Consider the following 21,738-nt stretch of genomic DNA (forward strand, 5'->3'; position numbering starts at 1 on the left):
CACCTCACGGCGCGTGGGCGGTCGACGCCACCATGGTCCCATGACGACGGACGTGGCCGCCTCGCTCGACCACCTGCGGCTCCTCGGCGCCCTGCAGGACGACTTCCTCACGACGATCCCGCAGGTCGACCCGACGACGCGCGTGCCGTGGTGCGGACGCTGGCGCGTGCGCGACCTCGTCGTCCACCTCGCACGGATCCACCACTGGGCCGCCGGGCAGGCGAGCCGTCGCCGCGAGACACCGCTCGGCCGCGGGCCGTTCGACCTCGTCGACCTCTACGCCACGTGCGCGGCCGAGCTGCGGGCCACGCTCACGGCGCTCGGTCCCGACGCACCTGCGAGCACGCTCGTCGGGCCCGGGCCCGCGTCGTTCTGGCACCGCCGCCAGCTCCACGAGACGCTCGTGCACCTGTGGGACCTGCGCACCGCGGGCGGCCTGCCGCTCGACGTCGACGCCGGCGTCTGGGCCGACACGGTCGACGAGGTCGTGACCGTCATGCAGCCGCGGCAGGAGGCCCTGGGCCGCATGGAGCCGCTGCCCGCACCCGTCGCGCTCGTCGCGACCGACGCCGGCCGCACGTGGCTGCTCGGCGGCGACGGCCAGCCCGCCGCGACCGTGACGGCGCGGGCGCAGGACCTCGCGCTGCTCGTGTGGGGCCGGCGCTCCCCCGACGACGACAGGGTCCGCGTCGACGGCGACCGCGCCGCGCTCGACGACGCGCTGGCCCGCCGGCTCACGCCCTGACGCGCGCCGGGACCGCTCCGCGGGGCGGCTCGGGCCGTGCGCGGACCGTCGCCGCGCCACGCCGCGACCGCTCCGTGGGGCGGCTCGGGCCGTGCGCGGACCGTCGCCGCGCCACGCCGCGACCGTCCCCGTCGTCCCCCTACGCCTCGCGCGTGATCCGCACCTCGACCGCGAGCTCCTGCGTGCCCGCCCCGGCGTAGATCCCACGCAGCGGTGCGACGTCGTCGTACGAGCGCCCGCGGGCGAGCACCACGTGGTGCTCCCCCACCGGGACGCGGTTGGTCGGGTCGTAGGCGGTCCACTCGCCCGTCCACCACTCGACCCACGCGTGCGACTCGCCGCTCACCGTCTCCCCGACGGGCGCGTCGAACCGGGGGTGCAGGTACCCCGACACGTACCGCGCCGGGATGCCGATGCCGCGCAGCGCCCCCACGGCGAGGTGCGCGATGTCCTGGCACACCCCCGCGCCCGCGGCCCACGCCTCCGTCGCCGGGGTGTGCACCGTCGTCGCGCCCGGGATGTAGTCGACGCGGTCGCGCAGCGCGCGGCACACCGCCTCGGCGGCCTGCGCCGGCTCGAGCCCGTCCGCGGCCTCGTGCGCGAGCGCGACGACCTCGTCGGGCGGCTCCGTCGTCGGCGTGTCCGCGAGGAACTCCGCGAGCCGGTCGCGCAGCTCGGGGCCGCGGAGCACGTCCCAGCCGACCGGCGCGCGTCCCGGCACGCGCTCCGCGACGTCGACCAGGTGCTCCGCGGTGATGACGAGCGACTCGTGCGGCGCGAGCACCTCGAACGCCGTGACCGCGCTGCCCCAGTAGTCCCGGTACTCGTGCCACCACGTGTGCGGCTTCACCTCGAGGCGCGTTTCGACGACCGTCTGCCCGACCTGCGACAGCGGCGTCATGCGCGCCTCGTTGTACGACGCCGCGACCGGCCCGGCGTACCGGAACGTCGACGTGTGGACCACCCTCAGCCTGGCCACTAGAGCGCCTCCCCGACCCAGGTCGTCGCCGCGCCGGACGGGAAGTAGCGGCCGCGGATCGCGTCCGACGCCGCCGAGCACGCCCGCTGCACGCGCTCCATCTCCTTCGGCAGCGCGTCGAGCACGTCCACCAGGGGCCGGTACTCGAGGTTCGTCCGGACGAACCCGATGTGCCGCCGCGCCTCGTCGACGGTCGCCCGGTCGGTCACGGGCTCGAGCGCCGCGAGGCACTCCTCCGCCTGGTTGAGCGCGAAGACGATGGACCGTGGGAACAGCCGGTCGAGCAGCAGGAACCCCGCGGCGCGCTCGTCGGACGCGGTACCACGGTAGGTCCGCAGGAACGCCTCGTGCGCGCCGCAGGACCGCAGCAGCGTCGTCCAGCTCGGACCGGCGGACCCCGCGAGCGCACGCGTCGTGAGCAGCCGGGCCGTCATGTCGGCGCGCTCGATCGACCTCCCGAGCACCATGAACGCCCACGTCTCGTCGCGCGACGTCGCGGAGTCCATGATCCCGGCGACGACCGCGGCCCGCTCGCGCACCCACGTGAAGTAGTCGTGCGGGCGCGCGGGCCGCATGTGCGACGGCAGCTGGTTCCACGTCGTGTTGAGGCACTCCCACAGCTCGGTCGAGATGATCTCGCGCGCGCGCCGCGCGTTCTCGCGGGCGGCGACGAGCGACCCCGCGATCGCCGAGGGCGCGAACCGGTCGTAGGCGAGCACGTCGAGCACGTGCTCGCGTCCGACCTCGACGTGCGGCGGCGGCGCGGTGCGGTCCATGACGGACAGCAGCGAACGGCACGCGAGGTCCTCCTCCGCCCACGGGTCCTCGAGCAGGATCTGCACGTGCACGTCGAGCAGGCGTGCGGTGTCGTCGGCCCGCTCGACGTACCGGCCGATCCAGAACAGCGACTCGGCGATGCGGCTCAGCACGGGGCACCTCCGGCGACGGTCCGCGACTGCTGCTGCTGCATGACCTGCACGCGCACGTCGCTCGGGTTGGCCTCGATCGGCACGGCCGCGTCGAGCGGCACCGGCTGCGGGAGCCCGGTCGACGCCTGCGGCGCGCGGCGCGGGACGGCACCGCCGAGCACCCACGTGTCCTTCGACCCGCCGCCCTGCGACGAGTTCACGACGAGCTGCCCCTCCGGCAGCGCGACCCGCGTCAGACCGCCGGGGAGCACCCAGACCGCGTCCCCGTCGTTGACCGCGAACGGGCGCAGGTCGGTGTGCCGGGGACGCAGGCCGTCCTCGACGAGCGTCGGGATCGTCGACAGCTGCACGACGGGCTGCGCGATCCACCCGCGCGGGTCCTCGACCAGCCGCGTCCGCAGCTCGGCCAGCTCGGCCCGGCTCGCGGCCGGACCGACGACGAGACCCTTGCCGCCCGAGCCCGCGACGGGCTTGACGACGAGCTCGTCGAGCCGGTCGAGCACCTCCTCGAGCGCGCCCGGGTCCTCGAGCCGCCACGTGTCGACGTTCGGCAGCACGGGCTCCTCGCCGAGGTAGTAGCGGATGAGGTCGGGCACGTAGGTGTAGACGAGCTTGTCGTCGGCGACGCCGTTGCCCACCGCGTTCGCGAGCGTGACCGTGCCGTTGCGCGCGCACGTCATGAGGCCCGGGCTGCCGAGCAGCGAGTCCGACCGGAACGACACGGGGTCGAGGAACTCGTCGTCGACCCGTCGGTAGATGACGTCGACGCGGCGGCGCCCCTGCGTCGTCCGCATCCAGACGCGTCCGGCCGCGCAGAACAGGTCGCGCCCCTCGACGAGCTCGACCCCCATGGTCCGCGCGAGCAGCGCGTGCTCGAAGTACGCGGAGTTGAAGACGCCGGGCGTCAGCACGACGACGGTCGGGTCGTCGACGCCCGCCGGCGCCGCCGCGGTGAGCGCCGCGAGCAGCCGCCGCGGGTAGTCCACGACCGGGCGGATCCGCAGCGCGGCGAACAGCTCGGGGAACGTCTGCGCCATCGCGCGCCGGTTCGACAGCACGTAGCTCACGCCGCTCGGCACCCGGACGTTGTCCTCGAGCACCCGCCAGTCGCCCTGCCCGTCACGGACGAGGTCGATCCCGGAGACGTGCACGCGCACGCCGTTGGGCGGCTGGATCCCCCGCGCCGCCCGGTGGAAGTGCTCGGACGACACGACGACCGACCGCGGCACGACGCCGTCGGCGATCGCGCGCTGCGGCCCGTAGACGTCGGCGAGGAACGCCTCGAGCGCCCGCACGCGCTGCGCGACGCCCGGCGCGACGTGCTCCCACTCCTCGCCCGCGACGACCCGCGGCACGACGTCGAGCGGGAAGGGCCGCTCCTCGCCCGCGAAGTCGAACGTGACGCCCTGCGCCAGGTACGAGCGCGCGAGCGTGTCCGCGCGGCCTCGGAGCTCACCGGCGGACAGCTGGGCGAGCGCCGCGTGCAGGTGCCGGTACGCCGCGCGGGAGCCCCCGGTCTCGGGGTCGATCATCTCGTCCCAGGCCGCCCCCGTCGGGTAGTCGTCGAAGAGGTCCGCCATGGGCGCGACAGTAGCCCTCCCGTGTCAACGTCGCGTTACGTGCCGACGGTCCCTCCTGCGCCCCGGACGACCGGCCGGCGAGCCGGTACCGTCGGGCCCGTGACGACCTCCCGCCGCCTCGGGTCCGCCCTCCGCCGGCTCGGCGCGCTCCTCCCGGGCCGAGGTCGCCCGAGCCTCCCGACCAGCCCGGGCGGCGTCGCGGGCGGCGCGCCGCCGACCTCTCGCGGGCGGTCCCGACCGGCCCCTGCTCCGGCCGGGCCGCGCGTCGAGTACACGCCCCGGCTGGACGGCGAGCCCGACCCCGGCGAGGTCGTGTGGGCGTGGGTGCCGTACGAGGAGGACCCCGCGCGCGGCAAGGACCGGCCGGTGCTCCTGATCGGACGGGACGGCACCACGCTGCTCGGCCTCACGATGACCAGCAAGGACCACGACCGGGACGCGGCCGACGAGGCGCGCTGGGGGCGGGTCTGGATGGACGTCGGCACCGGGGCGTGGGACGCGCAGCGCCGGCCCAGCGAGGTACGGCTCGACCGCGTGATCCGTCTGGAGCGGTCGGCGGTGCGCCGGGAGGGTGCGACGCTCGACCGCACGGTCTTCGACGCGGTCACCCGCGCGGCCGCCGAGGTCCGTCGCTCGCGCTGACGTGGATCTGGGGGGTCTCGGCTGACCTGCTAAGATTGTGAGTCGCGTGTCCGCCCGGGTCGGCGGGCACAAGCCCAGCTCCTCTCCGCGGGTGTCCCCACGCCCCAGTCCCGGAGCTGTGCGCGCCCTCTACGACCTGTCAGATCGCTTCGGCGAACACACCAGAGAGTTCTCACGTGGCCAACATCAAGTCCCAGATCAAGCGCATCAAGACGAACGAGAAGGCCCGCCTGCGCAACAAGGCGGTCAAGTCCGAGCTCAAGACGCACGTGCGTCGCGTCCGCGAGGCCGTCGCCGGTGGCGACAAGGAGGCCGCGTCGACCGCGCTCGCCGCCGCCTCGCGCAAGCTCGACAAGGCCGTCTCGAAGGGCGTCATCCACGCCAACCAGGCCGCCAACAAGAAGTCGGCGCTCGCCAAGACCGTCGCCGCGCTCTGAGGCACCTCGCGGGGGCACCTGCCCTCGCACCACGACAGGCGTCACCCTCGGGTGGCGCCTTCGTCGTCTCCGGGGACACGCGATCGTCGAGCCCGGCGAGCCGCGGCCGTCGGCGCCGGGAACCGGCCGACCGTGCCGGTCCTGTGCACCGGCGTCGTCGGCCCCCGCCGGCGCCGGGCCGACCGCGGGCATAAGTGAAGGCGTCACCCCCCCTGCGGGGTGACGCCTTCACCTGTCTCCGGCATCCGTCAGGTCAGCGACCAGGTCTCCCAGCTGCTGAGAGGGACGGAGGGCCGGAAGCCTGCCTCGCGCAGCGCGCGGTCGAACGCCTGGGCGGCCGCCGCGGCGTCACCCTGACGCAGGAAGCGGTCGCCGAGGTCACGCCACGCAGCCGCGGACTGCCGCGACGCCTGCATCATGCCGAGCATGTCCGCGGCCCACCGGTACGCCTTCGCGGCACCGTCGTTGTCGCCGCGCGCGTAGAGGACGTCGCCGTACGACAGCTGGGCGATGGCGGTCTCGATGCGCGGCGGGTCGCCCAGCCGGTCGAGCGCGGCCTTGACGAACGACTCGGCCGTCGCGAGGTCCCCGAGCAGCAGGTGCGCACGGGACCGCTCGACGTCGAGGCGTGCGAGCTCGATCTCCGACCCCAGCACGGCCAGGTCGGGCGCGGCCCGCTCGATGTGCTCGAGCGCCTCGCGCGGCTGGGCCGGCTCCGAGCGCAGCAGGAGCCACGCGTAGTTGAGGCGCAGGCGCGGCAGGTCGCGGTCCGGCTCGCCCTCCGAGAGCAGCGCGAGCGCGCGCTCCGTGTACCGCTGGGCCAGCTCGTAGTCGCGTCGCTGCTCGGCGACCAGCGCGGCGTTCCAGTAGACGCTGCCGCGGCCGCGCGGGCTGCCCTGCGACTCCGCGAGCGCGATGAGCTCCGCCGCGCGGTGCGTCGAGTAGAGCAGGTCCCCCCGCTCGACGTAGGCCCACAGCACCGTGGACGCGAGGCGCAGCTGCTCGTCCGTGCCGAGGAGGTCCGCCTCCTCGAGGTCCACGAGCACGCGCTCGCCGACCTCGACGCTGCGGTGCAGGTCGCCGGCCTCGAGGTAGGACGCCACGAGCGCCGTCGCGAGCGTCGCTGCCTCGACGTGGTGGTGGCGCGCGCGGGCGTCGGCGACGAGCGGCTCGAGGATCGCGACGGACTCCTCCAGCTCGCCGACCGCCTCGTGCGCGCGGGCCATCTCGCTGAGCGCCATGACGCGCAGCGAGGGGGTGACGACGTCGAGGTCCAGCGCCTTGAGCCGGCGCAGCGCTCCGGCTGCGTCGCCCTGCGTGAGGTCCAGACGTGCGTAGTCGATCTCGAGGCGGGTCCGCGCCTCGTTCGGTCCGTCCTCGCCGTGGCGCAGGTACTCGAGGGTCGTCCCGAGCCTGGAGGCCAGCACAGCGAGCGCGGAGTCGGTCGGTTCCCGGTGCCCGGCCTCGATCAGCGAGATGTAGCTGGGCGAGAAGGCCGACCCGGCGAGCGCCGTCTGCGAGAGCCCAGCGGCGAGCCGGGCCTCGCGTACCCGGTCAGCAATGGTCGTCATGGGAAGTCATTGTATGTGTGACGGTCGCCGATTGCATCACCCTCTGCCCGGCGAGTACCCGGGTGTCGTCCCGCGACGTCAGGGAGGCGTCCCGCGGGGCGTCGACACCCGGGCGCTCGCCGGGTGGTCCAGAGGTCAGACGATCTGGCGGCAGCAACCGGTCGCGCCACCCGAGAACGGCGTGATGACGGTGTCGTCGGCGAGGGCCGGACCGGCACCGAAACCGAGCGTGGCCAGCACCGCGACGATCGCGAGGGCGGACGAGAGGGGACGAGGCATGGTGAAGCTCCTGTCAAGCAATGCACGGACGTGGTCACCGTAATGATGACGGCCAGGACGGTGTGCTGTCTCCCGTTCCCCTCGATTCAGCACAGCGGGTGAAGTTCCGCGCGCGCACGCCGCGATCGTGCGCCTGCGCGCGACCTCCGCAGAAATCCACCCGCGGAGGAGCGGTTCACAGGACGGGAGTTGTGGTGTCATAGATGCCATGACACCGGACGACGTCGACGGGCGTATCGCGCGGCTCGCCGCAGCCGTCGAGGCTGCGATCCCTGACTCGCTCCGCGACGAGTGGGAGCGACGCGTCGGACGAGAGCCCGTCCTGGTCGCCCGCCAGGGGATCTTCTCGACCCACGGCCGCCCCTTCGCCTACCAGCTGTCGTACCGCGCACCCGGTCAGCACACGCAGACCGCGCACTCGTGGAGCACCTACCAGCACGAGCGGGCGACGGCCCACGTGCTCGGCGCCACGTTCGGCCGCGCCGACCTCGAGCACGTCGCGCACGGACGCCTCCTGTTCGTCCGCTGCCCGCGCGCCTACCTCATCGGCGACCTCGCCGTCCCGCGCCGGCCCGACCGCCTGGTCATCGAGATCACCGACACCGTCAACGTCGACTCCGCGGTCCTCGCCGGCGTCCGTCGGCTGCGTGAGGAGGGGTTCCGCATCGCGGTCCCCGGATTCGTCAGCAACGCCGACCAGCGGCGCCTGCTCCCCCACGCCGACTTCGTGAAGATCGACGTCCGCGACCTCGACGTCGAGGGCCACCCCGTCGTCGACCTCGCGCGCTCGTACGGCGCGCTGCTCGTCGCCGAGTACGTCGAGAACGCCGACACGCTGCGCTACGCACGCGACCTCGGCTTCTCGCTGTTCCAGGGCAACCTGCTCGAGCGGGCCGGCGTCCTCGACCGCGCCGGCGCACGCCCCGTCAGCCACTGACGGCAGCGTTCCCGGGCCCGGAGCCCGCCTCGGTGACAGCCGCACGTGAGACCTGTCACAGCCCCCGGAGAACCGCGTCATGATCGGGCGGAGCCGCCCTCTCATGAGGCGTGACCATGCCCGCGCCGTCGCCGAGCGCACCGCCGCACCTGCCGGTCGCCCGGCAGCCGATCTGGACGACGTCCGGACGACTGCACGGTCACGAGTACCTCTACCGGTCGCCGACGGGCCTGCCCGTCGGGGTCGACAGGTGGAGCGCGCCCCTCCAGGACGGTGCCACCACCGCGGTGCTCACGGCCCTCTTCCACGACGGTCCCCCGCCGGGTGACGCGCTCGCGTTCGTCAACGTCACCCGCTCCTTCCTCGTGCGTGACCTGCCGCTGCCCCCCTCCGCCGGGCGGCTCGTCATCGAGGTCGTCGAGAGCGTCGAGGCCGGACCCGACGTGCTGGACGGGCTGCTCCGGCTCCGCGACGCCGGCTACCGCATCGCCCTCGACGACTTCGTCGCGTCGCGCGACCAGCTCGCCATGCTCCGGTACGCCGACTACGTCAAGATCGACTGCCGCGACCTCGAGACGGGCGGCGACGAGCTCGTCCGCGTCGCGCGGGCCTTCGGGGCGCGGCTCGTCGCGGAACGCGTCTCCAGCAGCGCACGGCGCACGCGGTGCGTCGAGCTCGGGTTCGGCCTCCTCCAGGGCGACGCGCTCGGCCGGGCGGTCACGCTCACGCTGTGACCTCCGCGGACGTCGACCTCCCCCAGCGACCCGCCCCGCGTCGGGCCGGCCCGGTCACAGCGGCCCGCTGAGGTCACGCAGCCTGCAGTCGCACCAGGCCGAGGTCCGCGAGTGCGGCATCCGGGTGATCGGCACGACGGCAACCGGGTGACGGCTGCGTCGACGTCCGGCCGGTCTCAGGCCGGGCGACGGGTGGGCGGACCGCGACGCACCGCCACGCCTGCGGCGCCAGAACCACGAGACGCGCGCGGCGCCGGAGCCCACGCCTGCGGCGCCAGAACCACGAGACGCGCGCGGCGCCGGAGCTCGCGCCGGGCGGCGAGATGGTGCCGGTGGCCGACGCGGCCCGACAGCCGGTGCGGAGGTCGCGTCGGGCGGCCGGCACGGCGCGGCAGACGGCCGGCACGACGCGGCAGACGGTCGGCACGACGCGGCAGACGGGCGGCACGACGCGGCAGACGGTCGGCACGACGCGGTGGACGGGCGGCACGACGCGCGAGCGGCCGACGCGGCCAGGCGCGTCAGGCGCGCGGTGCGGTGCGGTGCGTCAGGCGCCCGGTGCGGTGCGGTGCGTCAGGCGGTACCCGACGACGCCGCCACGCGGAGGACCGCGCGCTCGACGGCGAACCGCGGGTCCCTGCCCTCCCCCTTCACCTCGGCGTCCGCCTGGGCGACCGACGAGATCGCCGCCGCGAGGCCCTCCGGGGTCCACCGGCGCAGGTCGGCGAGCGCGCGGTCGGTCTGCCAAGGGGCGAGGCCCAGCTCGCGCACGGCACCGGCACCCCGGCCGCGGACGGCTGCGACCTTCGCCAGCACCCGGAGCTTCATGGCGAGCGCGGCGACGATCGGCACGGGGTCCACGCCGGTCGCGAGCGCGTGCCGCAGCAGCGCGACCGCCTGGCCGGCGTCGCCCGCGACGGCCGCGTCGGCGACACGGAAGCCGGTCGCCTCGATCCGGCCGCCGTAGTAGCGCTCGACGACGTCCGCACCGATCAGCCCCGTCGTGTCGGCGACCAGCTGGGAGCACGCGGCGGCGAGCTCGCGCAGGTCGCTGCCGACCGCGTCGACCAGGGCGCGCACCGCCTGACCGTCCGCGCGACGACCCGCGCGCCGCAGCTCGGCACTGACGAACGCGGTCTTGTCCCCGTCGGTCTTCACCGCGTCGCACGCGACCGTCGGGACGCGCTGCGCCTTCAGCGCGTCGAGCAGCTTCTTGCCCCGCTGCCCGCCCGCGTGCCGCAGCACGACGACGACGTCCGCGGCGGGCGCCGCGAGGTAGGCGGTCACGTCGGCGAGCAGGTCGTCCGATGCGCGCTCCAGACCCGCCACCACGACCAGGCGGTCCTCGGCGAACAGCGACGGGCTCGTCACGACCGTGAGCGTGCCGGTCGTGTACTCGGCGGCGTCCAGGCGCGTGACCTCGAGACCGGGGTCGGTCGCGCGTCCGAGCTCGACGAGCCGGTCGACTGCGCGGTCGGCCAGCAGCTCCTCCGGGCCGCTCACCAGGACGATCGGCGCGGGCTCGACGTCCTGCCAGGTCGGGCCCGCAGGTGCGGCGGAACGAGCGGAGCTGCGGCGGCTGGCGGGAGGCACGCGCACAGCCTGCCAGACGGCGCCGACGCTCACGGCGGGAGCCGCGACGGCCAGCAGAGGCGGACGGTCGCAGCACCGGCGACGGCCAGCAGGACCACTCCCGGGATGCCGGGAAGCCACGTGACCGCCGCGCCCGGCGTCGCGGCGACCGCGCGCGCGACCGCCCCGACCCACCAGCACGCCGCTCCGGCGAGAGCGCTGACGACGTGCCCACCCGTCGGCCACCAGGTTCCGACGACCGCCGCCGCCAGCCCCAGCACCGTGGCCGGCGCGACCGCCGGAGCCGCCAGCAGGTTGGCCAGGACCGCGAGCACCGAGACCGTCGGGCTGACGATCAGCACGGCGGGCGCACATGCCACCTGCGCGGCGACCGGGGCCGCCAGCGCGGTCGCGAGCGGCCGCGGCACATGGGTGGACCACCGCTCCGCGAGGGGTCCGCCGACCAGCACCAGGCCTCCTGTCGCCAGCACCGACAGGACGAACCCGAGGTCGGTCGCGAGCCACGGGTCGACCACGAGCAGCACGACGACCGACGTGGAGAGCGCGGCCGGTGAGGCCGCCCGCCGGCCGAGGAGCATCCCGCCGCAGCCCACGACCGCCATCACCGCGGCCCGCACGACGCTGGGCGACGGACCGACGAGCGCCACCAGTGCGCCTCCGACCACGAGGGCGGCCCCCGCCCGCACGGCCCGCGGCGCACCGAGCGCCCCGACGCCCGCGACGACGAGCGCACCCACGAGCGCGAAGTGCGCGCCCGAGACCGCCGTGAGGTGCGTGAGGCCCGCGACGCGCAGCGCGTCGCGCAGGTCGTCGGGCACGCGTGCCGTGTCCCCGACGGTGACGCCCGGGAGCAGCGCGCCGGCGTCACCGGTCAACCGGTCGGCCTGTCGGTCCACGGTCTCCCGCAGCGCCCCGGCCACCGCGTGCAGCGGCGGTGCGTCCGCCACCACCGTGGGCGGGTCGGGGGTGACGAGGATCGCCGCGGAGCGGTCTCCCGGCGGCAGGGCGGACCACCGGCCGGCGACGACGACCCGCTCCCCCGGGCGCACGTCAGCCCAGCTGCCCGGGCCGAGCACGACGACCGACCCGCCGCGATCCGTGGCGGTGGTGCCGGACCCGACGTGCTCGACCCGGACGTCGACCCGCGTGCGCGGCGGTGCCCCCGGCCACGAGGGTGCGACCGGCCGTGCGAGACCCTCGACGGTCCCCGTGACCGCGGACGGTCCCGGTGCGGCCACCCCGGCACGGCCCGCGGCCGACCCGAGCTGTCCCGGCCCGGCCGTGTCCGCGTGCGCGGTCGTCGCGCCCATCTCGCCCCTTGCGTCCACGGGGGCCCGGGCCGCCGGCGTCCCGGGCCGTCCTGGCCCGGCCGCGTCCCCGGGCCGTACCGCGTCCGCGCTCGACGTCGACACCGCCACCCCGAGCGCGTCGCGCACGTCGACGTGCGCCGCCCCGGCGCCGAGCACCGCGGCGGCGACCGCCAGCACCAGCGCGACGGACGCGCCCCACGGCACCCGCCCTGGCTGGGCCGGACCGGTGCGACCACCGTGCCGCGCGGACCGCACGCCGGCGACGACGAACCCGGCGATGGCGCCCGCGGCGCACGCGCAGGCCGCGAGGCGTCCCGTCGTCGCGTCCTGCCGGACGACGACACCTGCCGCGAGCCACGCCACGAGCGCGGGCGCCACCAGCCGCAGGTCGAGCACGGGGCGCGGCACCGCACGCTCACCCGTGGGGACGGTGCCCGCGCGCGACCGTCGAGGGGCCGTCATGACGGTCGGTGCACCTGGCACCGCACGGTCACGGGTCGGGTCGACGTCCGCTCGTGACCTCCGTGGGACCGTCGTGACCGGGGGTGCGCAGCGAGGACGTGAGCCTCGCGCGGGCGGTGTGGACCGCCTGGCAGCGCTGCGGCCGGGGCCGCGACGGTGCTCACCGCGAGCGCCCTCACACGCGCACCGACGAACGGAGGGTCTCGAGGAGCGCAGGGCCGATGCCACGGACGTCGGCGAGCTCGTCGACCGTCGTGAACGGGTGCTCGGCACGGTGCTCCACGATGCGTTGCGCGAGGACGGGACCGATGCCGGGGAGCGCGTCGAGCGCGGTGACGTCGGCCGTGTTGATGTCGACGAGCCCCGCGGGTTGGGAGCCTGCGGCCGACGCCGTTCCCCCGCCTGCTGACGCCGGGAGCGGCGCGGTGGGCTGCTCACCGGCCCGCAGCACGACGACCTGCTCACCGTCGACGACGACCCGTGCCAGGTTCACGGTGGACAGGTCCGCGTCCGCCGCCGCACCGCCGGCAGCCGCGAGCGCGTCGGCGACGCGGGCACCCTCGGGCAGCCGGACGACGCCCGGCGCCGTGACCGCGCCGACCACGTGCACCACGACCGACCCGGCCGGAGGCGAGGTCGCGGGGTGCCCCGTCGCGGGCGCCGGGTCTCCGCCGCCGCTCCCCGCCGCCGGGTTCGACGCCGCCGTGACCGCCGGCGTCGGGATCTCGACCGCAGGTCCCGACGCACGGGTCGAGGCACGGATCGCCACCGTCCCCGCCGCGAGGACGACGACCACGGCCGCCGCCGCAGCGACGCGCCACGACACGAGCCATCGGACGCGGGGTGCGTCCGGCCCTCGGTGCCCGAGCGCGTCGTCCTCGTCCCCGAGGGCCTCCGCCGACGTGCCGTCCAGGGGCGACCGACCGTGGGACGCGAGGTAGCCGTCGCGGACGAGCCCGAGCGCTCCACCGACGTCCCAGTCGCCGGGTGCCGAAGCCGGCTCCGCCGGAACCGGTGCCCCGGGCGCGCCGCCCGCCGCCCAGCCGACGCGGTCGAGCGGACCCGGTCTGGCCTGTGAGGTCGTCGTCGCACGCGCGGCCGCCCAGCGGTCGGCGGCTCGGTCGAGCGGACCGGGACCGGCCTGTGACGCCGTCGCGCCGCCTGACGCCCAGCCGTCGGCGATCGGGTCGGGCGGGAGGCTGTCTCCCGGCCAGCCGGTCGTGGGACGCGCGCCGGCCGAGCGCGCCGTGGGGGCCCGCCGGGACGACGAGCCGACGAGTGCCGCCGGGGGCAGGCTCGCCGAGCGGGGCGCTTCGTCGTGGTCGGGTCCCGCGTGGCCGGCTGGTCGCCATGAGGTCGGGTCGGCGTCGGGCACGTCATGGCGCCCGTCGTCACGCGCGACAGGCGGGGCGCCCACGACTCGGAGTCCCCGCGTGGCGAGCGCACGTGTCGGCGCGACGGCGGACCATGCCGGCATGTCGCGGGCGGCCGGGAAGGGCGCGTCGCGGGACGGTGTCCAGCCGGCGGCGGCCCGCCCCACGACGTCGTCGAGGCGTCGGCGGGGAGCGTCCTCGGGATTCCTGCGCACGCCGCGACGCTAGGCACGACGCTCCCGGCCCGTGACCGCGACGCCGTGCGCCGTGCGACTCGTGTGCCGAGCCCGGGCTGTGGACGGTTCACGTGCCCTCGCGTCCGCGTCCGGGCGACTGCGACGTGTCGCGCCACGCCGAGGAGCTGGCGCACGGGTCCCGCGGCGAGGCGGCAGACGTCACCGCGTCAGGCGGCCAGACGGTCAGAGGACAGACGGCAGGAGACGGGGCCTCGGGCGTCGAGGCGTCAGGCGGTCCGGCGTCGGGGCGTCAGACGTCACGGCGCAGTCGTCAGGCGGCAGGACGGTCAGGCGCAAGGCGTCATGCGTGAGGCGTCAGGCGCAAGGCGTCAGGCGTCAGGCGTCAGGCGGCAGGACGGTCAGGCGCAAGGCGTCATGCGTGAGGCGTCAGGCGCAAGGCGTCAGGCGTCAGGCGTCAGGCGTCAGGCGGCAGGACGGTCAGGCGCAAGGCGTCAGGCGTCAGGCGCAAGGCGTCGGCGTCAGGCGTCAGGCGGAAGGACGGTCAGGCGGCAGGCGGAAGGACGGTCAGGCGTCAGGCGTCTGCGACGACGATCGCGAGGAGGCCGGGGCCGACGTGGGCCGCGATCACCGCACCCGCGTCGCACGTCACGGCGTCGACGACCCGCTGCGCGCCCCACGCACGCACCTGCTCGGCGACGGCGCCGGCGAGCTCGGGCTGCTCGAGGTGGTGCACCGCGACGCGGGCCGAGGTGCGTCGTGCGACGTCGGCGACGGCGAGGGCCTCGAGCCGGTCGCGCGCGGCGCGACGGGTCCGCACCTTCTCGACGACGACGACGGACCCGTCCCGGACGGTGAGGATGGGCCGCAGCCCGAGGACGGTGCCGAGCGCGGCGGCCGTCGCGCCGAGCCGGCCGCCGCGACGCAGGTGGTCGAGCGAGTCGACGAGGAACCAGACCCGGCTGGACGCGGCGACGGTCCGCGCGACGTCGGCGACCTCCGCGCCACCCGGGGTCGTCGGACGGGCGAACCTGCCCTGCCACCAGCCGCGCACGCCGCCCGCGCCCCGGGCGGCCCGGGCCGCCGACGGCTCGGCCGTGGACGGCGACCGCGCGGCACGCGCGGCGGCGAGCACCGCGAAGCCGAGGGCCATCCCGGCGGTGCCGGAGTCGACGACGTGGACGGGGACGGGCACGGTCGCGGCGGCGACGCGCGCGGCCTGGACGGTCCCGGACAGGCCGCCTGCGAGGTGCACGGACACGATCTCGCGGGCCCCGGCGGCGACCGCACGCTCGTACGCGGCGGCGAACGCGGCGGGCGGCGGCTGCGACGTCGTGACGCGTGCACCGCGCCCGAGCGCTTCGAGGAGCTCGGCGGGGCCGAGGTCGACACCCTCGGCGTGCCGTTCGCCGTCGACGACGACGTCGAGCGGCACGATCTCGACGCCCCACGCGGCGGCGTCGGCCGGGGTCAGCGTCGCCGTGGAGTCGGTGACCACGGCGACGTGCGGGCGGGCGCCCGCACGTCGCCCGCTGGTCGCGGTCAGGCCGGCACCACGTTGACGAGGCGCGGCGCGCGCACGATCACGGTGCGGACGTCCCGGCCGGCGAGCGCGCGCTGCACCCCCGCGTCGGCCAGGGCGAGCGCGGTGAGCTCGTCGTCGGCGACGTCGGGGCTGACCTCCACGCGGCCGCGCACCTTGCCCTGCACCTGCAGGACGCAGGTGACGGTCTCCTCGACGAGGTAGGCCGGGTCGGCGACCGGGAAAGGCTCGTGCGCGAGCGACCGGTCGTGACCGAGCCGCTGCCAGAGCTCCTCGGCGACGTGCGGCGCGACGGGCGCGGTCATGAGCACGAGCGCCTCGACGGCTGCCCGCGGGGCGGCGTCGAGCGTCGTCAGGTGGTTGTTCAGCACGATGAGCTTGGCGATCGCGGTGTTGAGGCGCATGGCCTCCATGTCCGCGGTGACGTCGGCGATCGTGCGGTGCAGGACGCGCAGGGTCTCGGTCGACGGTGCGTCGTCCGTCACGACGAGCGCGCCGGTCGTCTCGTCGACGACGTTGCGCCACAGCCGCTGCAGGTAGCGCTGCGACCCGACGACCGCACGCGTCTCCCAGGGACGCGACAGGTCGAGCGGACCCATCGACATCTCGTACACGCGCAGCGTGTCGGCGCCGTACTCGGCGTACATCTCGTCGGGCGTGACGGCGTTCTTGAGGGACTTGCCCATCTTCCCGTACTCCCGGGTGACGGGCTGCCCCTGCCACGTGAAGGCGTCGCCGTCCTCGACGACCTCGTCCGCGGGCACGTAGACGCCACGCTCGTCGGTGAAGGCCGCCGCCTGGATGTAGCCCTGGTTGAAGAGCTTGTGGAACGGTTCGGCGCTCGACACGTGGCCGAGGTCGAACAGCACCTTGTGCCAGAACCGGGCGTACAGCAGGTGGAGGACGGCGTGCTCGACGCCGCCGACGTACAGGTCGACGCCGCCGACCGAGTCCGCCGGCTGCGCACCGTGGCCGGGGCCCATCCAGTACCGCTCGAGCTCGGGGTCGACGAGCCGCTCGTCGTTCGTCGGGTCGAGGTAGCGCAGGTAGTACCAGCACGACCCGGCCCAGTTGGGCATGGTGTTGGTGTCGCGGCGGTACTGCTTCGGGCCGTCGCCCAGGTCGAGCGTGAGCGTCACCCACTCGTCGTTGCGGCCCAGCGGCGCCTCGGGCGACGACTGCGCGTCGTCGGGCGCGAAGGTGCGCGGTGCGTAGTCGGGCACCTCGGGCAGCGTGACGGGCAGCGCGTCGGCCGGCAGCGCGACGGGCAGGTCGTGCTCGTCGTAGACGATCGGGAACGGCTCGCCCCAGTAGCGCTGACGGCTGAACAGCCAGTCGCGCAGACGGTAGGTGACGGTGCCCTCGCCGATCCCGTGCTGCTCGAGCCAGGCGATGATCGCGGCCTTCGCCTCGGGGACCGACAGGCCGTCGAGCGAGATCTCGTCGTTCGACGAGTTGATGATCGAGCCGTCCCCGGTGCGCGCGCCGTCCGGCGTGCCCTCCGGGGCGTCGACGGTGTAGACGACCGGCAGCTCGAAGGCCTGCGCGAACGCGAAGTCGCGCTCGTCGCCGCCCGGGACGGCCATGATCGCGCCCGTCCCGTAGCCCATCAGGACGTAGTCGGCGGTGAAGATCGGCAGCAGCTCGCCGTTGACCGGGTTCGCGGCGAGGTGGCCGGTGAACACGCCCGTCTTGCGGCCGGCGTCGGCCTGACGCTCGACGGCCGTCTTGGCGGCGGACTCGGCGCGGTACGCGGCGACCGCGTCGACCGGCGTGCGGTGACCGCCGGTCCACGCCGCGTGCGTGCCGTCGGGCCACGCCGACGGGACCTCGTCGAGCAGCGGGTGCTCGGGCGCGACGACGACGAACGTCGCGCCGAACAGCGTGTCAGGGCGCGTCGTGAAGACCTCGACCTCGCTGCCGCCCTGCACGGCGAACCGCACCTGCGCGCCCTGCGAGCGGCCGATCCAGTTGCGCTGCATCGAGCGGACCTTGTCGGGCCAGTCGATGTGCTCGAGGTCGTCCGCGAGGCGGTCGGCGTACGCGGTGATCCGCATGTTCCACTGGCGCAGGTTCCGCTGGAACACCGGGAAGTTGCCGCGCTCGGAACGCCCGTCGGCCGTGACCTCCTCGTTGGCCAGCACCGTGCCCAGCCCCGGGCACCAGTTGACCGGCGTCTCCGAGACGTAGGCGAGCCGCTGGGAGTCGACGACGCGGCGACGCGCCACCTCGTCGAGGTCGGCCCACGTCGCGCCGTCGGCGACGCCGTCGACGCCCGCGGGCAGCGCGCGCCCGGCCTCGTAGGCCGCGACCAGGTCCGCGACCGGACGGGCCGCGCCGCGACCGCCGTCGGGACGCACCGCGTCCTCGTCGTACCAGGACTCGAAGATCTGCAGGAAGATCCACTGCGTCCAGCGCACGTAGTCCGGGTCGATCGTGGCGAACGAGCGGCGCGCGTCGTGCGCGAGGCCCAGCCGCCGCAGCTGGCGCTGCATGATCTCGATGTTCGCCTCGGTCGTCGTGCGCGGGTGCTGACCCGTCTGCACCGCGTACTGCTCGGCGGGCAGGCCGAACGCGTCGAAGCCCAGCGCGTGCAGCACGTTGTCGCCCTGCATGCGGCGGAAGCGCGCGACGACGTCCGTCGCGATGTACCCGAGCGGGTGCCCGACGTGCAGGCCCGCGCCCGAGGGGTACGGGAACATGTCCATGACGAAGAAGGGCTTGCTGCCCGCCTGCGCGTGCCGCCCGTCGCCGTCGGTGAGCTCGCCCACCGGGTTGGCGGCGAAGAACGTCCCGCGGCGCTGCCACTCGTCCTGCCAGCGGAGCTCGATCTCCTGCGCGAGGGCGGCGGTGTAGCGGAACGGGACCTCGCCCGACGGGCTGGTCGGGGCGGGGGCGGAGGTGTCCTGCGACGTCACCCGAGGAGTTTACCGACGCGCCCGTGACGCCCGCACACACCGGTCACCCCGACACCGCGGCACGTCGCGCACCGTGCGCGCGCCCGGTGGACGCTCCCGTGGACCTGCGGCGCGACCGGGCCGCTCCTACGATCGCGCCATGGGCGACACCTCGGACGCCGTGCGGCTCGCCGCAGCGGAGGCGGAGGCGGCGAGAGCCGCCGCGGAGGCGGTCCGGCTCGAGGCCGCCGCGGCACGTGCGCAGGCGGAGGCGCTGGCGGCCGAGGTCGCGGCGTTGCGCGCAGCGGCCGGATCGGGCGGAGCGCCGACGACTGCCGTGCCACCCGACGCTGCCGCGAGCGTCGCTCCTGCGACCGACGCTCCCCCAGCCGTCACTCCCCCGGCCGACGCTGCGACGCCCGCCGCTGCCGCCGCCGCGGACGCGCTCGCGTCCGTGCCACCGCCGTCGGACGGGACCGGCCAGGACTCGGGCGCGGTCGACGCCGGCGGGGAGGGGACGACCGAGCCGGAACGCGTGCGCACCGTGCGCGAGGGCTACACGTTCGCGGGCCCGACGCTCGACCTCGGCGTGCTCGTCGAGGACGGCACCCCGGTGCCGTCGGCGCGGGTCGGCGTCCCGCTCGGGCTGCTCAACCGGCACGCGCTGGTCGCGGGCGCGACGGGCACGGGCAAGACGCGCACGCTCCAGCTCATGGCGGAGCAGCTGTCGTCGGCGGGCGTGCCGACGTTCGTCGCGGACGTGAAGGGCGACCTGACGGGGCTCGCGGTCGCGGGTGCGGCGTCGGACCGGCTGACGGAGCGGACGCGCGCGCTGGGGCAGGACTGGTCGCCCGCGTCGTTCCCCGTCGAGCTCTACGCCCTCGGCGGCGCGGGTCAGGGCGTCCCGGTCCGCACGACGGTCACCGACTTCGGGCCGCTGCTGCTGGCCAAGGTGCTCGGCCTCAACGCGACGCAGGAGTCCAGCCTGGGGCTCGTCTTCCACTGGGCGGACCAGCAGGGCCTCGCGCTGCTCGACCTGGCGGACCTGCGGGCGGCGCTGCAGTGGCTGACGTCCGACGACGGGAAGGCGGAGCTCGCGGGGATCGGCGGGCTGTCGAAGGCGACGGCGGGCGTGATCCTCCGCGAGATCGTGGCGCTGCAGGGGCAGGGCGCCGACGCGTTCTTCGGCGAGCCGGCGTTCGAGGTGGAGGACCTGCTGCGGACGGCCGCGGACGGGCGCGGCGTGGTGTCGGCGCTCGAGCTGCCCGGGGTGCAGGACCGGCCGGCGCTGTTCTCGACGTTCCTCATGTGGCTGCTGGCCGAGCTGTTCGAGGTGCTGCCCGAGGTCGGCGACCCCGAGAAGCCGCGTCTGGTGTTCTTCTTCGACGAGGCGCACCTGCTCTTCGCCGACGCCTCCGACGACTTCCTCGCGCAGGTCGTGCGGACGGTCCGGCTGATCCGGTCGAAGGGCGTGGGCATCGTCTTCGTGACGCAGAGCCCCAAAGACGTGCCGCCTGACGTCCTGGGGCAGCTCGGCAGCCGCGTGCAGCACGCGCTGCGGGCGTTCACCCCGGACGACGCGAAGGCGCTGCGCGCGGCGGCGCGCACCTACCCGACGTCGACGTACGACCTCGAGCGGGTCCTCCAGGACCTCGCGACGGGCGAGGCCGTCGTCACGGTGCTCGGCGAGCGCGGTGCGCCGACCCCGGTGGCCTGGACGCGGCTGCTCGCGCCGCGCGCGTCGATGGACGCCGCGCCCGAGGGCACCGTCGCGCAGCTCGTCGCGGCGTCGCCCGCCGCGTCGCGCTACGGCGTCACCGTGGACCGGGAGTCGGCCGCCGAGCTGCTCACGGCCCGGCTGGAGCGCGCCGAGGCGGACCGGGTCGCGGCTCGTGAGCAGGCCGAGGCGGAGAAGGAGCGGGCTGCCGCGGAGAAGGACGCGGCGCGACGCGAGCGGGAGGCCGCCCGGGACCGCCCGGCGGCCCGCCGGCCGTCGCGGTCGTCGTCGGACCCGCTGGACTCGTTCCTGAGGTCAGCGGGCACTCAGCTCGGACGTGAGATCACGCGCACGCTCTTCGGGACCCGTCGTCGCCGTCGCTGAGCCGCTCGGGCCTGCACCGACCGCGACCGGCGGCGCGGACCGCCCGACGGTCAGGACGACCAGGAGCCCGAGCGCGGTGAGCCCGGCGCCGACCCACGCGGGCGCGAGGTAGCCGAGGCCGGACGCGATGACGAGGCCGCCGAAGAACGCACCCGCCGCGTTGCCGAGGTTGAGCGCGGAGTGGCAGAGGGCGGCGCCGAGCGACGGCGCCGCGGGCGACACGTCCATGAGCCGCGTCTGCAGGGACAGCCCGAGCACCTGCGACGTGACGCCGAGCAGGACGATCGCGGCGACCGCGGGGACGGGGTACGGGCCGACGAGCGCGATCGCGACGAGCACGACGATGGTCGCGACCATGCCGCCGACGACCGTCCCGAGCACGGACCGGTCGGCGAGCCGGCCGCCGACGAGCGTCCCGGCGGTCATGCCGACGCCGTAGAGCGCGAGCACGAGCGGCACGACGGCGACGTCGAGGCCGGTGACCTCGGTGAGCAGCGGCTTGACGTAGGAGTAGACGGCGAACATCCCGCCGAAGCCGATCGCGCCCGCGCCGAACGCGATCCAGAGCCGCCGGTTGCGCAGCGCGGCGAGCTCCGTGCGGACCGTCGCGCCCGGCAGCGGCGGCAGCGTGGGAGTCCAGGCCCGGAGCGCGGCCAGGGTGGCCAGCCCGATGACGCCGACGCCGACGAACGCCCAGCGCCAGCCGACCGCCGTGCCGACGACGGCGCTGAGCGGCACGCCGACAGCGCACGCGACGGTGAGCCCGGTCATCATCGCGGCGACCGCACGCCCGCGGCGCTCCGTGCCGACGACCGCGGTGCCCATCACGGCGCCGACGCCGAAGAACGCGCCGTGCGGGAGACCGGCGACGAACCGGGCGAGGACGAGCGTCTCGGCCGTCGGCGCGAAGGCCGACAGCACGTTGCCGACGGTGAACGCGACCATCAGGACGAGCAGGAGGCGGCGACGGTCCGCGCGCGCGCCGAGGGCCGCGAGGACGGGCGCGCCGACCACGACGCCGAGCGCGTACGCGGTGATCGCGTGGCCCGCGGTGGGGATCGAGACGTCCAGGTCGGCGGCGATCTCGGGCAGCAGACCCATGGTCGCGAACTCGGTCGTGCCGATGCCGAAGCCCCCGAGCGCGAGCGCGAGCAGCGCCAGACGGGTGCGCGCGGGCGTCAGAACCACGACGGTCCTCCGAACGAATCGATTCGACACAGGGGCGGAGTCACGCCGTCGTCAGCTCCGGGATGTGGCACGAGCCTACGTCACTGCGCGCTCCGCGCGGCTGCCGCGCACGTCGGGTGCGGCGCGCACGTCGGGTGCGTCGGGTGCGTCGGTGCGTCGGGTGCGTCGGGTGCGTCGGGTGCGTCGCGCGTGACCGCGCCTCGCGCGACCTGGCGCGACCGCGACCACCGCGAGCGGGGTGGAC

Annotated in this window: 17 protein-coding genes; 6 read left to right on the forward strand and 11 right to left on the reverse strand. The window is 75.6% G+C overall.

Going from position 1 to position 21,738, the window contains the following annotated elements:
* Nucleotides 1-40: 40 nt before the first annotated feature.
* Complete coding sequence (locus GXP71_RS08735) at nt 41-745, forward strand: maleylpyruvate isomerase family mycothiol-dependent enzyme (protein WP_162352347.1); 705 nt, start codon at nt 41-43, stop codon at nt 743-745.
* A 139-nt stretch (nt 746-884) separates the two neighbouring features.
* On the opposite strand, the gene GXP71_RS08740 is transcribed toward GXP71_RS08735, so the two are convergent.
* The 3 genes from GXP71_RS08740 to GXP71_RS08750 are packed head-to-tail and all read right to left on the reverse strand — an operon-like array spanning nt 885 to nt 4,233.
* Complete coding sequence (locus GXP71_RS08740) at nt 885-1,724, reverse strand: transglutaminase family protein (protein WP_162352348.1); 840 nt, start codon at nt 1,722-1,724, stop codon at nt 885-887.
* Complete coding sequence (locus tag GXP71_RS08745) at nt 1,724-2,653, reverse strand: alpha-E domain-containing protein (protein WP_162352349.1); 930 nt, start codon at nt 2,651-2,653, stop codon at nt 1,724-1,726. Before GXP71_RS08745 ends, GXP71_RS08740 begins: the two co-directional genes overlap by 1 nt.
* Nucleotides 2,647-4,233 carry a circularly permuted type 2 ATP-grasp protein gene (locus tag GXP71_RS08750; RefSeq protein ID WP_162352350.1) on the reverse strand — a complete coding sequence of 529 codons (1,587 nt, stop codon included), beginning with the start codon at nt 4,231-4,233 and terminating at the stop codon, nt 2,647-2,649. The genes GXP71_RS08745 and GXP71_RS08750 overlap by 7 nt, the downstream gene beginning before the upstream one ends.
* A 99-nt stretch (nt 4,234-4,332) precedes the next feature.
* On the opposite strand from GXP71_RS08750, the gene GXP71_RS08755 reads away from it, so the two are divergent.
* Together GXP71_RS08755 and rpsT are read left to right on the forward strand one after the other, a co-directional pair.
* Entirely contained in the window at nt 4,333-4,875 is a 543-nt protein-coding gene (locus tag GXP71_RS08755) for a type II toxin-antitoxin system PemK/MazF family toxin (RefSeq protein ID WP_162352351.1), read from the forward strand.
* A 176-nt stretch (nt 4,876-5,051) separates the two neighbouring features.
* Nucleotides 5,052-5,312: a 30S ribosomal protein S20 gene (gene rpsT / locus GXP71_RS08760; RefSeq protein WP_124343141.1), complete on the forward strand. Its 261-nt coding sequence runs from the start codon at nt 5,052-5,054 to the stop codon at nt 5,310-5,312.
* Between the two features lie 248 nt (nt 5,313-5,560).
* Here the strand turns inward: rpsT and GXP71_RS08765 are convergent, their stop codons facing one another.
* Both GXP71_RS08765 and GXP71_RS08770 read right to left on the reverse strand, forming a co-directional pair.
* Nucleotides 5,561-6,883: a transcriptional regulator gene (locus tag GXP71_RS08765; RefSeq protein ID WP_124343140.1), complete on the reverse strand. Its 1,323-nt coding sequence runs from the start codon at nt 6,881-6,883 to the stop codon at nt 5,561-5,563.
* Between the two features lie 135 nt (nt 6,884-7,018).
* Nucleotides 7,019-7,162: a hypothetical protein gene (locus GXP71_RS08770; protein ID WP_160142892.1), complete on the reverse strand. Its 144-nt coding sequence runs from the start codon at nt 7,160-7,162 to the stop codon at nt 7,019-7,021.
* 208 nt (nt 7,163-7,370) lie between these two features.
* On the opposite strand from GXP71_RS08770, the gene GXP71_RS08775 reads away from it, so the two are divergent.
* Together GXP71_RS08775 and GXP71_RS08780 are read left to right on the forward strand one after the other, a co-directional pair.
* Complete coding sequence (locus tag GXP71_RS08775) at nt 7,371-8,099, forward strand: EAL domain-containing protein (protein WP_124343139.1); 729 nt, start codon at nt 7,371-7,373, stop codon at nt 8,097-8,099.
* A gap of 116 nt (nt 8,100-8,215) precedes the next feature.
* Nucleotides 8,216-8,833, forward strand: coding sequence for an EAL domain-containing protein (locus GXP71_RS08780; RefSeq protein WP_162354268.1), 618 nt, complete (start codon nt 8,216-8,218; stop codon nt 8,831-8,833).
* A gap of 573 nt (nt 8,834-9,406) precedes the next feature.
* On the opposite strand, the gene holA is transcribed toward GXP71_RS08780, so the two are convergent.
* The 5 genes from holA to leuS all read right to left on the reverse strand — a co-directional run bounded on the left by holA (nt 9,407) and on the right by leuS (nt 18,226).
* The gene (gene holA, locus GXP71_RS08785; RefSeq protein WP_162352352.1) at nt 9,407-10,426 is read right to left on the reverse strand and encodes a DNA polymerase III subunit delta; all 1,020 of its coding nucleotides are present in this window, start codon (nt 10,424-10,426) and stop codon (nt 9,407-9,409) included.
* Nucleotides 10,427-10,455: 29 nt separating this feature from the next.
* Nucleotides 10,456-12,198 carry a ComEC/Rec2 family competence protein gene (locus tag GXP71_RS08790; RefSeq protein WP_162352353.1) on the reverse strand — a complete coding sequence of 581 codons (1,743 nt, stop codon included), beginning with the start codon at nt 12,196-12,198 and terminating at the stop codon, nt 10,456-10,458.
* Between the two features lie 175 nt (nt 12,199-12,373).
* Nucleotides 12,374-13,024: a helix-hairpin-helix domain-containing protein gene (locus tag GXP71_RS20335; RefSeq protein WP_238402688.1), complete on the reverse strand. Its 651-nt coding sequence runs from the start codon at nt 13,022-13,024 to the stop codon at nt 12,374-12,376.
* A 1,315-nt stretch (nt 13,025-14,339) separates the two neighbouring features.
* Nucleotides 14,340-15,263, reverse strand: a complete 924-nt coding sequence (locus tag GXP71_RS08800) for a DegV family protein (RefSeq protein ID WP_162352354.1) — start codon at nt 15,261-15,263, stop codon at nt 14,340-14,342.
* Between the two features lie 44 nt (nt 15,264-15,307).
* Nucleotides 15,308-18,226, reverse strand: a complete 2,919-nt coding sequence (leuS, locus tag GXP71_RS08805; RefSeq protein WP_162352355.1) for a leucine--tRNA ligase — start codon at nt 18,224-18,226, stop codon at nt 15,308-15,310.
* A gap of 139 nt (nt 18,227-18,365) precedes the next feature.
* Between leuS and GXP71_RS08810 the strand changes: the two genes are divergently transcribed.
* On the forward strand, nt 18,366-20,306 hold the full coding sequence (locus tag GXP71_RS08810) for a helicase HerA-like domain-containing protein (protein WP_162352356.1): 1,941 nt from the start codon (nt 18,366-18,368) through the stop codon (nt 20,304-20,306).
* Here the strand turns inward: GXP71_RS08810 and GXP71_RS08815 are convergent.
* Nucleotides 20,238-21,494, reverse strand: coding sequence for an MFS transporter (locus GXP71_RS08815; RefSeq protein WP_238402689.1), 1,257 nt, complete (start codon nt 21,492-21,494; stop codon nt 20,238-20,240). The genes GXP71_RS08810 and GXP71_RS08815 overlap by 69 nt on opposite strands.
* Nucleotides 21,495-21,738 lie beyond the last annotated feature (244 nt).

The organism is Cellulomonas sp. H30R-01 (assembly GCF_010119915.1).
Classification (GTDB): Bacteria; Actinomycetota; Actinomycetes; order Actinomycetales; family Cellulomonadaceae; genus Cellulomonas; species Cellulomonas algicola.

Excerpts from the sequence above, each read along its gene's own strand:
- GXP71_RS08735 (WP_162352347.1), top strand. The coding sequence starts at position 41 with ATGACGACGGACGTGGCCGCCTCGCTCGACCACCTGCGGCTCCTCGGC.
- GXP71_RS08750 (WP_162352350.1), bottom strand. The coding sequence starts at position 4,233 with ATGGCGGACCTCTTCGACGACTACCCGACGGGGGCGGCCTGGGACGAG.
- GXP71_RS08765 (WP_124343140.1), bottom strand. The coding sequence starts at position 6,883 with ATGACGACCATTGCTGACCGGGTACGCGAGGCCCGGCTCGCCGCTGGG.
- GXP71_RS08770 (WP_160142892.1), bottom strand. The coding sequence starts at position 7,162 with ATGCCTCGTCCCCTCTCGTCCGCCCTCGCGATCGTCGCGGTGCTGGCC.
- GXP71_RS08775 (WP_124343139.1), top strand. The coding sequence starts at position 7,371 with ATGACACCGGACGACGTCGACGGGCGTATCGCGCGGCTCGCCGCAGCC.
- GXP71_RS08780 (WP_162354268.1), top strand. The coding sequence starts at position 8,216 with ATGCCCGCGCCGTCGCCGAGCGCACCGCCGCACCTGCCGGTCGCCCGG.
- GXP71_RS08790 (WP_162352353.1), bottom strand. The coding sequence starts at position 12,198 with ATGACGGCCCCTCGACGGTCGCGCGCGGGCACCGTCCCCACGGGTGAG.
- GXP71_RS08810 (WP_162352356.1), top strand. The coding sequence starts at position 18,366 with ATGGGCGACACCTCGGACGCCGTGCGGCTCGCCGCAGCGGAGGCGGAG.